The sequence below is a fragment of the Shewanella sp. Choline-02u-19 genome (genome assembly GCF_002836205.1).
Classification (GTDB): Bacteria; Pseudomonadota; Gammaproteobacteria; order Enterobacterales; family Shewanellaceae; genus Shewanella.
The window spans coordinates 245,418-259,479 of the sequence record NZ_PJBE01000010.1 but is presented as its reverse complement, the minus strand read 5'-3'; the positions used below and the strand labels follow the sequence as shown (position 1 = coordinate 259,479).

The following is a 14,062-nucleotide window of genomic DNA, read 5'->3' as shown; positions in this document are numbered from 1 at the left end:
TTTAAGAAGTTTTTCGAGTGATGCTTTCTTAATCAGAAATCAAAACCGAAGCCCTTAAAGCGCTTGTCACCTGAATCAAATCTCCGAAGATTTTTAACTCTCTAACACTGCTGCAAGTCCCGTACTACCTAAGTAGTTGGCCTGCTGTGCCGTGTCAGTGGATGCGCATTATAGGGGAATACTGATGGAGCACAAGAGGCTTTCTGAATAAAAAGGTTCTATTGTTGCTGTTTGATGATAAAACACCCTGACTAGCTACTTTTTAGGCTTTATAATGCCTAAAACAGCCACTTTAAGGATTTTAAGATGACTAGCTCGCAAAATAACAAGTCACTACGCTCATACAAAGGAACGGTGCCACAGCTTAAAAATGATGTTTATGTCGATGAAGCATGTGTTTTGGTAGGTGATATCACCTTAGATGATGATTCGAGTATTTGGCCTTTAGTTGCTGCCAGAGGTGACGTTAACCATATTAGCATTGGCAAACGTACAAACATTCAGGATGGCACTGTACTACATGTCACTCGCAAGTCTCCTTCATTACCTGAGGGTCAGCCGTTAATTATTGGTGACGATGTCACGATTGGGCATAAAGCGATGCTGCATGGCTGTAAAGTGGGTAATCGTATTTTAGTCGGTATGGGGGCGATCATCCTTGATGGTGCGATATTAGAAGATGATGTGATTTTGGGTGCGGGTTCTTTAGTGCCGCCCAATAAAGTATTAAAAAGTGGTTATCTTTATGTCGGTAGCCCGGCTAAGCAGATCCGCGCACTGACCGAAGCTGAGCTTGCCTTCTTACCTCAATCTGCTGACAACTATGTCAGACTTAAAAATGAATATTTGCAAGAAGGCGAATAAAGAACCTAGCTATATAAGTTTGACCCCATCTAACTCATCGAATGCCTCTTGTTCGATGAGTTGCTCAATCTCATCTTCAATATCAAATCGGTACTCGTCAAAAATAGCCAATGCCTTGCTAGCGATATCATGTTGATCGGCACTCAGTACTGTCGCAGACAATTCAGCTAACTTTGCTAAGCCTATTCGACACTCTATATTGACGCCTTCCACCTGAACGGTGAAAACAACACTCAGGGCTTGTGGTTCCCAATCTTGTAAGTCAGGAAACAATATACTTTGATTCATTTTGCTCTCTATTAAAGCTCTGCTCTCAACTGCGTTAAAACTGCTTCAACGCCAGGTTTAACCTTACGCCAAATCAAAAAACTCTGCGCAGCTTGTCCCACCAGCATCCCTAAACCATCAACTGCTTGCTTGGCGCCTTGCGCTAGTGCCCAAGCGTTAAAGGCGGTTTGTTCTTTGCCATACATCATATCGTAGCAAACAGTGTCACCAGCTATTGTTTGATGACTGATCTTGGGTACATCACCGCTTAAGCTAGATGAGGTCGAATTGATAATAATATCGTAGCTTTGCCCTGTATGCCCGATAGGTAATGTGACGACATCACCGTACTCAGCAAATATGTCGACCAATGCTTTAGCTTTAGATTGAGTGCGATTAACGATCGTCAACTTAGCGATACCAGCCTGCAATAATGGTAATATACAGCCTCTAGCCGCTCCCCCCGCACCCACCAGCAAAATATTTAAGCCTTTTAGGCTACCGAATTGTCGCTGTAGATCGGTAACCAGGCCCAGCCCGTCGGTATTATCCCCACGAATTGTGCCATTGCTTAATACTGATAGCGTGTTTACTGCCCCAGCAAGCTGCGCTTGGTCACTTAATTCATCGCACAGTGCAAATGCTTGTTCTTTGAAAGGCACGGTAACATTTGCCCCCAATCCTTGGTTGGCAACAAAAGTACGAAAACTAACTTCAAATGCATCCACTGGAGCCAAAATGGCTTCATATCGTAATGACTGATTTGTTTCAGCAGCAAACACGGCGTGGATTTTCGGTGACTTACTGTGCCCAATAGGGTTACCAAATACTGCGTATCTATCCGTCATCATCAACACTCTGTTGCTAGCTAAACTTAGTGGGGGTTAGTTTACCGCGGATTTAGCGACTAGCAATCTATTCTGTCGCCGTTATTTTCACTGTGCATAATTGCTATAATGGCGGCATGACGAGTAATAGAAGATGAAAGATGAATTGGTTAAAACGCCTGGTAAGTAAAAAAGAGACCACAGAAGAGCGAGATCCGCAGCAATCGAATGCTTATGATCGTATTGGTGGCGAGAAAACCATTCGCGCAGTTGCTCATCAGTTTTATTTGCAGATGCAGTCTAAACAAGCCAGTAAAGAGTTGCTGAATATTCACAGAGCGCCAATGATACCAATTGCATTCAGTATCTGTTCATTCAGTGGGAATTCAAAGTGCTGAAGGCAAGTCGGAGACGTGAAGCTAATAGTGATTCTATATCGAGAGTTTTCGTCGCAGCATGCAGCGCTTTGAAACCCACCCTACGGGAAGCGCCCATGCATTCCACTTCTGCTTTGCATTGACTCACAAGGGAATACCATTCTGTCGTCAATGCGCTTTGAATTGAAAAGCGTGAGCGATTCTGAATTGACTAAATACTAAAGGTAATTGGTATTAATGAATCAGAACAAAAGTTATTTGAATTTCTAAGCGGTTGGTTAGGCGGACCGCAGCTATATCAGCAGAAACATGGCCACCCCGCTTTAAAAGCAAGACATATGCCGTTCAACATTGACGAGAACATGCGCGAGCAATGGTTAGCTTGTATGAAAACGGCTATTGAAATAGAGATAGAAGATAAGCAACACCAACAAGCCATTTACGCTGCGATATCGACACTTGCGGATCATATGCGAAACCAGTAACGCCCTTTTATCGATGCGTGACTGATTTCACCTTCTATATAATCATTGCAGTTTATGCACTTAACCACTCTCTTGGCTTAAGGAAGTCACTGTATAACGCGGCTTCTGGGCTGCCGGCTTCTGGAGTGTAGGCATATTCCCAACGTACCAGTGGTGGCATAGACATCAAAATTGACTCGGTACGGCCTCCGGTCTGTAATCCAAACAAGGTGCCACGATCATAAACCAAATTAAACTCAACATAACGACCACGGCGATACAGTTGGAATTGGCGTTCATGTTCGCCATACTCAGTATCCTTACGGCGTTCAACAATGGGTGCGTAAGCTGTTATAAAGCCATTACCTACCGCTTGCATAAAGGCAAAACTCTTATCAAAGCCCTCTTTATTGAGATCATCAAAGAATAACCCGCCAACACCACGGGTTTCATTGCGATGTGGTAACCAAAAGTATTCATCACACCATTGCTTATATTTTGGATATGCCTCATTGCCGAAGGGTTCACACAAAGACTTGGCATTTTGGTGCCACTCCACAACATCTTCTAGGTAAGGGTAATAAGGGGTCAAGTCAAAACCACCACCAAACCACCATACCGGATCCGTGCCCTCTTTATGCGCGATAAAAAAGCGTACATTGGCATGAGTTGTTGGTATATGTGGGTTCTTTGGATGAATAACTAACGAAACCCCCATCGCCTCGAAGCTACGCCCAGCGAGTTCAGGACGGTGAGCGGTTGCCGATGCAGGCATAGATGCACCTGTCACATGAGAAAAGTTAACCCCCGCTTGCTCGAATACCGCACCATTGGTCAATACGCGACTTTGTCCGCCACCGCCCTCTTCACGTTTCCAAGAGTCCTCCACAAATTGTGCAGAACCATCTAGTGCTTGGAGTCCATTACAAATTCGAGTTTGAAGATCGAGTAAGAAAGCTTTTACTATTGCAGAATCTGGTGTGCTCATACTTTTCCTTGATTAACCTTTTCTTATAATGTTGCCGCTCTTGGCATCGATAATCGTTGAAGGAGCAGTCTGACTTCCTAGCTCTCCAACCACTAACCCAGCAATAATGCCCTCAAACTGCTGTCGAACGGCTATAGGTGATAACGCGGGCTCTTGACCTGATAAATTGGCACTGGTTGAAACAATGGGTTTATTGATTGCAGCGCATAGCCCTTTCACACCGATATGCGAGGTAACTCGTACGGCTATGGAATTAAAGGTACCGCTTAATAATTTAGACAGCCCAGATTTGATTGGCATGATAAAGGTAAAAGGGCCGGGCCATTTACTGTGAACAAATGCTAGCTGCTCAACACTAAGCTGAGATTCATCAATATAGGGAAGGAGTTGTTGATAGTCACCCGCAACGAGTATCAAGCCTTTGTGCCAAGGACGCTGCTTTATTTGCAGCAACTGATGAATAGCTTCATCATTGTCGGGATCGCAACCTAAACCATAAACGGCCTCCGTTGGGTAGGCGATGATGCCTCCTTGTTCAATAAGCTCAGCCACTTCAGCAGGCAATACTTCTAACATTTATCTCACTGTTCCTTACTCAATATAAGCTGCACTGTTTAATGTCACTATGATTACTCAAAAGCGACATTAGTGGAAGGTAATATGATTATTTAGACAGGCCGTTTATATTTGCACGTTTTCTCGGGACATTCTAAGCGCATTCCTGCCGCCCCTTTACGCTCAACTAAAATCCCAAAACCACAATCAGGACACGCTTCAGCTCTAGGTGGATAGTTCACCAAAAACTTACATTTAGGATAAGCACTGCAAGCATAGAATGATTTACCAAATCGACTGGTTCTATGCTCAACATGACCCGACTTACACTTTGGACAATCAATTTCATCTTCTGCGTCGGCTTGATCGTGTTTTTCGATGTGACTGCATTGAGGGTAATTGGTACAACCAATAAAAATACCAAATCGACCAGACTTAACGGCAAGCTCATTACCGCACTCGGGGCAGCTTGAGCCTTCAATCACTTGAGTTTCTATAGACTCATGCTGCACTAATGGCCGAGTGTAATCACAACTAGGATAGTTATTACAGCCGATAAACCCACCATGCTTACTGTGTCTTACTGACAGTTCACTGCCACACTTAGGACAGAGTTCATACTCTTTTTCTAATGCGTGTTCATGTGTTGTAAACAGTTGCTTATCGATTTTAGCCATGATTATCTCAGTTCTTCAATATAGCGCTATTCTACCAAGTATTAGCGTAACTTTTGTATTCATCTAATAGGTTTTGATAAAAAGTGGTGGTATATTGTATCCAAAAAAATAAAGGGTTAATTGATGAATACAAAAAATAAAATTGCTTTAACTATCATAGCGGCGCTATCTGGCTCAATATCTGGCTGTTCAAGCACAAACAATCCCCCACTTCAGCCAGAACTAGTACAACAAATATCTACAACTTCAGAAAGTACACTCTTTGATGCTTCAAGCCCACTGTTAACCGTTGCTCATTTCCAACAAGCAAGCGCGGCTTTAGCAACCACAACTGAATTTAATAGCCTTGATAAGCTACTCTATTACTTCCGTGCATTTAGTTATTATGGTCCCATAGAACAGCTAGAAGCGACCGACTATGCTGGGTTATCTGTTGCGCTTGAACAACTTGCAAGCTCAGGTCAATTAAATAACCAAGCTCGCTTGCAGGAGCAGTATGCGGTAACGGTTTATCGCTATTTCTCAAGCAATGAACGTGCAGTGCAACTCGCACCATTACTACCGCAGCTAAACACTCAACTAGCCCAACTGGCAAGCACTGCCAGCCTACAGTCAAACGACTACGCTTTGCTTGAAACATTAAAAGCCTATGGTTTTTTGTTTAACGTCAGTCGCAAGGAGATTGATGGCGAACTCAATGCCACGTTACTCTCAGCACAGCTCAATGAACCTTTAGTTTCATTTGCAGCCAGCGATGCAAGTATTCGCGCAGATAAAGACTGGCCGCGAACCAATGCATATTGGGCGTTAGCACTCTATAGACTATCATTACCATCATCAGAGGATGGCGAAACAACTGCACTTGAAAAAGCCGTCGATGAGGCCGTTGCAAATATTGCTAAGCAAGATGTCGCTAAACGCGGAGAGAGCGCCAAAGATGCATACAGCAAGGGCTATCATGTTAATACCTTTGCAGCCCAAGAGCGTTGCCAAGAAAATAGCGAAATATGCCGTATCCCAGAACTTAAAGAAGCGCTGCCGATAGAGCACCGTTGCTCTGACTCGTTATTTATTTTAGCGCAAGATCTTAACCAACAAGAGCTAACTGACAGCTGTACTAAGCTCACATCTCAAGAGTCGCATTTTCATCAACTGCTTGAAACACAGCAGCAGCCCACAGCCAACGATAACAATGATGCATTAAGAGTCGTGGCATTCAAAAACTGGAGCCAATATCACTACTATGGCCAGTTAGTCTTCGACATTCAAACCGATAACGGCGGCATGTATATCGAAGGAAAACCGTCCAAACCGGGCAACCAAGCGACTTTCTTTGCCTATCGCCAATGGTGGATAGAGCCTGAGTTTGCGATTTGGAACTTAAATCATGAATATGTTCATTATTTAGATGGCCACTTTGTAAAGTATGGCGGTTTCGGACACTTCCCTAGCAAAATGGTGTGGTGGTCAGAAGGCTTAGCTGAATACATTGCGCGGGGAGATCAAAACCCAACCACGCTTAAAATCATCAAGCGCGACATCGAAGAGGCCCCGTCATTAGAAGATATATTCGCGACTGAGTACAAAGATGGCGTAGATATGACCTACAAATGGAGTTACATGGCGGTGCGTTTTCTTGCCGAGCATCACCATAGTGATTACGTGAAGCTGAGCCAGTTCTTGAAAACAGATTACTTTGAAGGTTATGAGTCACTACTCGCCGAGTTGACTCAACATCAGCAGGAGTTTGCAGGTTGGCTTGCAGCCCAAGTCGAACAATTCGATGACAGTGAAGAAAAAGCTAAGCCTAGACTGCATAAACAGAACCGCTATGCTTATCGTGACTACTTGCAGCCAGAGCACTTAACTCAAGACAGCAAACACTTACATTTTTAGTGCTAGCTAATAATGATACTAAAAAGGAGGCGTTAGCCTCCTTTTTATATGCTCAAACAAATGCTTACTTATGAATGTAGACGACCATCAGGTTGCTCAAAGATGAGATCTTCCATCTGTTCATAGGCCAACTCATGGCCTGGCGCATTAAATAACACCATTAAGATAACCCATTTTAGATCATCTAAATTTAACGTCGTTTCGTCGAGCTCCATCACCCGATCGATAACCATTTCACGCGTTTCGACACTGAGCACTTTAATTTGCTCTAGAAACAGCAGAAAGCCGCGGCTCTCCACATCAATTTTATTTATCTCATCTTTGGTATAAATACGGAAAGATTGTTGATCATGATTGCAAAGGTAAGGTGTTCCCGCCTCTTGCAACTCGGCTAGGCCTTCCAACCAAGTCAAAGCCTTAATTATCTCCGACTGGTGAAAGCCAGCACGCGTTAATTCTTTTGTGAGTTCGTCTTCATCGACTAAAAACTCAGCTTCACTATGCACATAGTTTTCAAATAGATACATGAGGATATCAAACATGGCTAGCTCCTCTTAAGTCTTACATAACCACCGGGTACAGCAGTAACCCAACCTTGTAATTCAAGCTCAAGCAACTGCTCCAATACTAGCTCTATGGCTTTTCCACTATGCTCAACCACGTTATCGATCGTTGTGGTTTCATAACCTACACTAGCTAACAGCGAAGCAAATGGCAAATCAGAGACTATCTCACCCCCTATATGGTGGCAGGCCTTCACTTCTTCAAGGTGGTAGCCAGATAAAACCGCGATTTCTTCTAAAATGTCGCCAGCAGACTCCACCAATTTGGCCCCATCACGAAGAAGTTGATGACAGCCTTCACTCTGACCACTCAATACACTTCCCGGCATCGCAAACACTTCTCGCCCTTGCTCATTCGCTAACCTAGCACTAATTAAAGAACCACTTTTTAAGCTAGCTTCTACAACAAGGGTTCCTAGAGTTAGACCGCTAATGATCCGGTTTCGTTTCGGGAAATTACCAGAATAGGGTTTCACCTGCGGCCAAAATTCGGTCATAACGCAGCCATCATTCTGAATATCATGATAAATACTCCGATGCCTTTTGGGATAAATAACTTCAGCCCCTGTGCCCAGAACCGCAATGCTGACGCCTCTGTTATCAATAGCTGCCTGATGCGCAGCCCCATCGATCCCTAACGCCATACCACTGACAATGCAAAGCTGCTGATCCACCAGCTGCGAAGACAACGAGTAAGCCATTTTCAATCCCCCCGGCGTGGCATTACGACTACCAACTATCGCAATACCCGGGCGTATTAAACTGGTGATATTACCTTTGATGAACAGGACGGTTGGCGGGTCACTAATCTGTTTAAGCAAAGGCGGATAGAGAGGATCAGCCAAACACAATAAGTGGTTGAACTCACTTTGTTGTTGCCATTCAAGTGCAGTATCAACTAAGGCGTAATCGGGGGTTAAATTAGCATTGAGTAATGACTCTGGTAGAGGTAATGCATCGGGTTCATGGGTTAACCTTTGCCTTAGCTCTTCCACATCCATGTAGTTTATTAATTGTTTAATCCGAGCAGGTCCTAACCCGGATACAGCAGAAACAACTAGCCAATCGACCAGCTTGTCATTAATAACTTAGCCTCTAATGTCAGTGCAGCACTATCGCTGCACTGGTATAAGCTCTAACTCTAGACTATTCGCCCGCTATCAGCGAATCGGGAATAGTGAGTTTATCCGCAATACGGACAGGCCTTTCATTTTTGAGGATAATTCCTAAGCTGACCTTTTCGAAAACTTTGAAGACCATTAACTTACCACGATATAGATCCGGCATTTGTACTGCATTATCCGCCGAGACATTGGCTAACATCTTCTCGTAACGATTACGATCGTTAGGCTGTACAGGTATACCATCACCATCGATAACGACGACATCACCCTCTTTGAAAATAGAGAACACATGCCCAGTTTCAACACCGTCAATATAACCTCGGTCAAGGTAGGCGACATCTAGCTTACCCATTGCTCGAATGTCTTTACCCGATGCCAAAACGGTCGTAACAGCGGTTAACTCCGCAGCTCTCGGCATAAAGTAGGCTGACATCAACGAGTCATCTTCAATCGGTAAGATACGGTTGCCAGCTCTTGTTTCGCGTAAGCTACTGAGTAATTCAACCTTAGAAACAGCGCCGGATTCAACCACTCGACCACTGGCCGCCAACACCACTTCTAACCCAAGAGACTCGCCCTCAGCATTAGAGAACTCACGGCCCTGCGCATAAACGCCAAATTTATCACCGACGGTCAGCTCACCTTGAACATAGACAATATCTGACACCACATGATATTTAGACGGACTTTCACCGCCCATAATCATAGGCTGCGCTTCAAACCACTCTGCATCGACAACTCTGTTTTGCAGTAAATAAGGTTGAATAAGTGACAAATCGACCGCGGGGATGGCACCGTTCTTTGCCGAGATACGCCCAGCAGGGCTCTTGCTTAAATGAGGTTTAACCACCAAACGTGGCACACCATCAATAAACACCAACGTCAGTTTATCACCGGGATAAATTAAGTGCGGGTTCGCCACTTGCGGGTTCGCTCCCCACAATGTTGGCCATCGCCAAGGATCCTTTAGGAAAAAAGTTGATATGTCCCAAAGGGTGTCGCCTTTTTTGACAACATAGGACTCAGGGTGTCCAGATTTAAGTGTCAAGGTATCAGCGAATACGAACGTACAACCAAGCATAAGTGAGGCAAGTAATAGTAACCGTTTCATCAGGGTATCCATGCTATTTGCTCTTTATTAGATTATAAGTAGAGCTTTTGCTGTTATTGAATGCCGCTAAAGACTAAAATTGAGTCATTAGCCAAAGCCAGTATAACCAACTGACTTAGATTTGACAGACCTGTTAAGAGTTTAGGTATGAGTTTACTAAAAGTGTTACGTTTTCCAGATGAAAGATTACGCACGATTGCCCAGCCAATCACTGAGTTTAGCGCTGCACTGCAGACGCAAATCGACGATATGCTTGAAACCATGTACGAAGAAAAGGGCATTGGCCTAGCAGCCACCCAAGTTGATTTTCATCAGCAACTCATCGTATTAGACTTACAAGATGAGGTCGAGCGGCCAAAAGTGTTCATTAATTTAGAGATTACCGCCAAAAGTGGTGATTTTCGTAATGAAGAAGGCTGTCTGTCTGTTCCAGGGATATATGCCGAAGTGGATCGGGCAGAGTTTGTCACCATCAAAGCGCTTGACCGTGACGGTAATGAGTTTACGTTAGAAGCAGAAGGCTTGTTTGCGATTTGCTTGCAACATGAACTCGACCATTTGGCAGGAAAGCTGTTTGTTGACTACTTATCACCATTAAAACGTCAACGTATTAAGCAAAAGCTAGAAAAAGCAGCTCGATTAGATGCAAAACAAGGATAAATTTTTGAAACCATTAAATGTCATTTTTGCGGGCACGCCTGACTTTGCCGCTCGTCACCTTCAAGCACTAATCGAATCGCAGCATAATGTTGTCGCTGTATATACTCAACCCGACCGCCCTGCCGGCCGAGGTAAGAAACTGCAATCGAGTCCAGTAAAGGCGTTGGCACTCGAAAATGACATTCCAGTGCTACAACCCAAATCTTTACGTGATGAAGCAGCGCAACAAGAGCTTACCGCCCTCAATGCAGATATCATGGTCGTTGTTGCCTACGGTTTGATTTTACCTAAAGTGGTACTCGATACTCCACACCTAGGTTGTATTAACGTGCATGGTTCGATATTGCCTCGCTGGCGAGGCGCTGCGCCAATTCAACGCGCTTTGTGGGCGGGAGACAACGAAACTGGCATCACGATTATGCAGATGGATGTTGGTTTAGATACCGGTGATATGCTACTCAAAACTAAGCTCACCATTGAAGATGAAGATACCTCTGCGACTCTATATGAAAAATTAGCATTGCAAGGTCCTGACGCGCTTATTGGAGCACTTGCCGCGCTAGCGGAAGACAACTTACCCGCTGAAAAGCAAGATGAAAGCTTAGCAAATTATGCCGCCAAGCTTTCAAAAGAGGAAGCGCGCTTAGATTGGTCAAAATCAGCACTGGCACTGTGGCGTGAAATCAGAGCCTTTAATCCGTGGCCAGTGAGTCACTATCAGCATGAAGCTAACACCATTAAAGTGTGGCAAAGTCATGTCAGTGCCAGCAGCACCACTGCAGCGCCAGGCACGATTATTTCAGCAGATAAAACCGGTATCAGTATCGCTACTGGTGATGGCGTATTAACCATTACCAGTATGCAACTTCCAGGTAAAAAACCACTCAGTGTGGCCGACATCCTTAACTCTCGAGCAGACTGGTTTATACCAGGCACCCAACTCACTCATAAAATGGACGACCAAGCCTAATGGCAATGAATTTAAGAGCGCTTGCCGCAAAAGTGGTATTTCAGGTCCTTGAAAAAGGGATATCACTCTCAGTCGCCCTACCCGATCAACAGCGACATATTGAAAGTGGTAAAGACAAGGCCCTGTTGGCCGAACTTTGCTACGGCGTAATGCGCCACTTGCCACAAATTGATAAGCAAGTGAGTGATTGCATGAGCAAGCCCCTTAAGGGCAAACAACGCATTGTGCATCAACTGTTATTAGTTGGCTGTTATCAGCTTTACTTCACCCGCATACCTAGTCATGCCGCTATATCAGAAACAGCAGAAGCATGTCGTCAGTTAAAATTCGAGGGTATGGTTAAGGTCGTCAATGGGGTATTGCGCACCATCCAGCGCCAAGAAAAACCACTATCCACCGATAACGATACGCTAGCGCATAATACTCCCGCATGGATCATTAAGCGGCTTAAAGATGCTTATCCAGAAAACTGGCAAGAGATTATTGAGCAAAGCCATCAGCGCCCGCCAATGTGGTTGCGTAACAATCAGCAATCACAAACGCGTGATGCCTATTTAAGTGCATTGGCCGATATTGAAGTCGAAGCTTCAGCAGGCAGCAGCAGTGACGCGATTTTATTGGCAAGCCCACGCGATGTAATGCAGCTCCCTGGCTTTGAGACAGGCTCGGCTTCGGTACAAGATGGGGCAGCACAATGGGCGGCAACGATACTGGCACCACAGGGTAACGAGCTCGTTCTCGATGCCTGCGCAGCACCGGGCGGTAAAACCTGTCATCTATTAGAGCTTGCTCCTAACATTCAATTGGTTGCGGTTGATAATGACGCCAAAAGACTTGAACGAGTACAACAAAACTTAGACCGACTATCATTGAAAGCAGAATTGATACATGGTGATGCTGCAGATATTGATTCCTGGTGGCAAGGTGATAAGTTTGATCGCATATTATTAGATGCACCTTGCTCTGCAACGGGCGTTATTCGACGTCATCCAGATATCAAATGGCTCAGAAAAAACGACGACATCGAAGAGCTGGCAGCATTGCAATCACAAATAGTTGATCATTGCTGGAAGTGGCTAAAACCTGGTGGCACGCTCTTATATGCGACCTGTTCTATTTTGCCTCAGGAAAACAAAGATCAGATCAGTGCCTTCTTACAAAGAACACCTGACGCGACTTTAGTTCCAATCGAACAACAACCAAACCCGAGTGATGTGGGTTGGCAAATTGTTCCTGGACAAGAAAACATGGATGGCTTTTATTACGCTCGCCTAGTGAAGGATTAGTACGGCAATGAAAATTATCATTTTGGGTGCAGGACAAGTTGGCGGTACATTGGCCGAAAACTTAGTCGGTGAAAATAACGATATCACCATCGTAGACACCGATAAAAAGCGCTTACGTACCTTACAAGATAAGTACGATTTACGCGTGATTGTTGGCCATGGTGCTCACCCAGATGTATTAAAAGAAGCTGGAGCCGAAGACGCCGACATGCTGATTGCGGTCACCAACAGTGATGAGTGTAATATGGCAGCGTGCCAAATTGCTTATTCACTGTTTGGTACTCCAACCAAAATTGCGCGGATCCGTTCAGAGCAGTATTTAAACCTTCGCGATAAATTGTTTATCGATAGCGAAACTAAGCACTCAGAAAATCGCCCACGAGGCGGTTTTATTATTGATGAGCTCATTGCCCCAGAACAACTGGTCACGGCTTATATTGGCCGTTTAGTTGAATATCCTGGCGCACTGCAGGTACTTGAGTTTGCTGAAGGTAAATTAAGTCTTGTTGCCGTTCGTGCCTATTATGGTGGCCCACTTGTCGGTAATGCTTTAGCTGCGCTACGAGAGCACATGCCTAATATTGATACCCGGGTTGCCGCTATTTTTAGGCAAGGTCGACCCATCATGCCGCGTGGCACCACGATTATTGAAGCTGATGACGAAGTCTTCTTTGTGGCCGATAGTCGTCATATCCGTGCAGTTATGAGTGAAATGCAAAAGCTCGATAACTCTTATCGCAATATTATGATTGCCGGCGGCGGTAATATTGGCCTTGGGTTAGCGAAACAACTGCAACGCAACCACTCGGTGAAACTGATTGAACATAAGCAAGAACGCGCTGAAGAGCTATCAGAAAAGTTAGAAAATACCACGGTATTTTGTGGCGATGCCTCAGATCAAGAATTGCTACTTGAAGAGCACATAGACCAAACTGACGTATTCATTGCGGTCACTAACGATGATGAAGCCAATATTATGGCCGCATTGCTCGCTAAGCGCATGGGGGCTAAAAAAGTCATGGTGCTGATTCAGCGAGAAGCTTATGTTGATATTGTGCAAGAGGCCAATATTGATATCGCCATCTCCCCGCAGCAAGCCACTATCTCTGCATTATTAACCCATATCCGCCAAGGTGATATTTGTAATGTTTACTCACTGCGACGTGGGGCTGCAGAAGCCATTGAAGCCATTGCCCATGGCGATAAAAATACGTCCAAAGTTGTCGGTAAGAAAATCAGCGATATAAAGCTACCACCAGGTACGACTATTGGCGCAATTGTCAGAGATGATGAAGTGTTAATGGCACACGACAAAACAGTTATTGAGCAAGGTGACCATGTCATCCTATTCTTAGTAAACAAGAAGTTTATTGGTGAAGTAGAAAAGCTATTCCAACCTAGCGCCTTCTTCTTTTAAAGCTGTTCAGGGAACT

15 protein-coding genes and 1 pseudogene are annotated in these 14,062 nt (G+C 44.6%); 8 read left to right on the top strand and 8 right to left on the bottom strand.

Going from position 1 to position 14,062, the window contains the following annotated elements; genetic code table 11:
* The first annotated feature begins 306 nt into the window (after positions 1-306).
* Positions 307-864, top strand: a complete 558-nt coding sequence (locus tag CXF83_RS01370; RefSeq protein ID WP_101089036.1) for a gamma carbonic anhydrase family protein — start codon at positions 307-309, stop codon at positions 862-864.
* Between the two features lie 9 nt (positions 865-873).
* Here the strand turns inward: CXF83_RS01370 and CXF83_RS01365 are convergent, their stop codons facing one another.
* Positions 874-1,152: a DUF1488 domain-containing protein gene (locus tag CXF83_RS01365; RefSeq protein WP_101089035.1), complete on the bottom strand. Its 279-nt coding sequence runs from the start codon at positions 1,150-1,152 to the stop codon at positions 874-876.
* Between the two features lie 11 nt (positions 1,153-1,163).
* Positions 1,164-1,979 carry a shikimate dehydrogenase gene (gene aroE, locus CXF83_RS01360; RefSeq protein ID WP_101089039.1) on the bottom strand — a complete coding sequence of 272 codons (816 nt, stop codon included), beginning with the start codon at positions 1,977-1,979 and terminating at the stop codon, positions 1,164-1,166.
* 140 nt (positions 1,980-2,119) lie between these two features.
* Here aroE and CXF83_RS01355 point away from each other — a divergent pair, with 140 nt between their 5' ends.
* Positions 2,120-2,356: a globin domain-containing protein gene (locus tag CXF83_RS01355; protein ID WP_101089034.1), complete on the top strand. Its 237-nt coding sequence runs from the start codon at positions 2,120-2,122 to the stop codon at positions 2,354-2,356.
* Positions 2,357-2,568: 212 nt separating this feature from the next.
* A pseudogene (locus tag CXF83_RS01350) lies at positions 2,569-2,820 on the top strand (globin domain-containing protein); the annotation flags it as partial.
* Between the two features lie 52 nt (positions 2,821-2,872).
* On the opposite strand, the gene hemF reads toward CXF83_RS01350, so the two are convergent.
* The 3 genes from hemF to CXF83_RS01335 form a co-directional block, all read right to left on the bottom strand.
* A complete protein-coding gene (gene hemF, locus CXF83_RS01345; protein ID WP_101089033.1) occupies positions 2,873-3,787 on the bottom strand; it encodes an oxygen-dependent coproporphyrinogen oxidase in 915 nt (304 codons plus the stop codon).
* Between the two features lie 12 nt (positions 3,788-3,799).
* Complete coding sequence (locus CXF83_RS01340) at positions 3,800-4,363, bottom strand: L-threonylcarbamoyladenylate synthase (RefSeq protein ID WP_101089032.1); 564 nt, start codon at positions 4,361-4,363, stop codon at positions 3,800-3,802.
* Positions 4,364-4,455: 92 nt separating this feature from the next.
* Positions 4,456-5,019, bottom strand: coding sequence for a DNA topoisomerase family protein (locus CXF83_RS01335; RefSeq protein ID WP_101089031.1), 564 nt, complete (start codon positions 5,017-5,019; stop codon positions 4,456-4,458).
* 123 nt (positions 5,020-5,142) lie between these two features.
* Here CXF83_RS01335 and CXF83_RS01330 point away from each other — a divergent pair, with 123 nt between their 5' ends.
* Positions 5,143-6,915, top strand: coding sequence for a collagenase (locus CXF83_RS01330; RefSeq protein WP_101089030.1), 1,773 nt, complete (start codon positions 5,143-5,145; stop codon positions 6,913-6,915).
* 68 nt (positions 6,916-6,983) lie between these two features.
* Here CXF83_RS01330 and CXF83_RS01325 read toward each other — a convergent pair whose 3' ends face one another.
* The 3 genes from CXF83_RS01325 to CXF83_RS01315 all read right to left on the bottom strand — a co-directional run bounded on the left by CXF83_RS01325 (position 6,984) and on the right by CXF83_RS01315 (position 9,725).
* A complete protein-coding gene (locus tag CXF83_RS01325) occupies positions 6,984-7,457 on the bottom strand; it encodes a DUF494 family protein (protein ID WP_101089029.1) in 474 nt (157 codons plus the stop codon).
* A 2-nt stretch (positions 7,458-7,459) separates the two neighbouring features.
* Positions 7,460-8,479 (bottom strand): DNA-processing protein DprA, encoded by a 1,020-nt coding sequence (gene dprA / locus CXF83_RS01320; protein WP_101089028.1) that lies wholly within the window; start codon positions 8,477-8,479, stop codon positions 7,460-7,462.
* A 145-nt stretch (positions 8,480-8,624) separates the two neighbouring features.
* Positions 8,625-9,725 (bottom strand): LysM peptidoglycan-binding domain-containing protein, encoded by a 1,101-nt coding sequence (locus CXF83_RS01315; RefSeq protein WP_101089027.1) that lies wholly within the window; start codon positions 9,723-9,725, stop codon positions 8,625-8,627.
* Positions 9,726-9,860: 135 nt separating this feature from the next.
* Here CXF83_RS01315 and def point away from each other — a divergent pair, with 135 nt between their 5' ends.
* The 4 genes from def to trkA are packed head-to-tail and all read left to right on the top strand — an operon-like array spanning position 9,861 to position 14,046.
* Entirely contained in the window at positions 9,861-10,373 is a 513-nt protein-coding gene (gene def, locus CXF83_RS01310) for a peptide deformylase (RefSeq protein WP_101089026.1), read from the top strand.
* A 4-nt stretch (positions 10,374-10,377) separates the two neighbouring features.
* Positions 10,378-11,343, top strand: coding sequence for a methionyl-tRNA formyltransferase (gene fmt / locus CXF83_RS01305; RefSeq protein WP_101089038.1), 966 nt, complete (start codon positions 10,378-10,380; stop codon positions 11,341-11,343).
* 5 nt (positions 11,344-11,348) lie between these two features.
* Positions 11,349-12,629 (top strand): 16S rRNA (cytosine(967)-C(5))-methyltransferase RsmB, encoded by a 1,281-nt coding sequence (gene rsmB, locus CXF83_RS01300; protein WP_101089037.1) that lies wholly within the window; start codon positions 11,349-11,351, stop codon positions 12,627-12,629.
* Positions 12,630-12,636: 7 nt separating this feature from the next.
* On the top strand, positions 12,637-14,046 hold the full coding sequence (gene trkA, locus CXF83_RS01295) for a Trk system potassium transporter TrkA (RefSeq protein WP_101089025.1): 1,410 nt from the start codon (positions 12,637-12,639) through the stop codon (positions 14,044-14,046).
* Positions 14,047-14,062 lie beyond the last annotated feature (16 nt).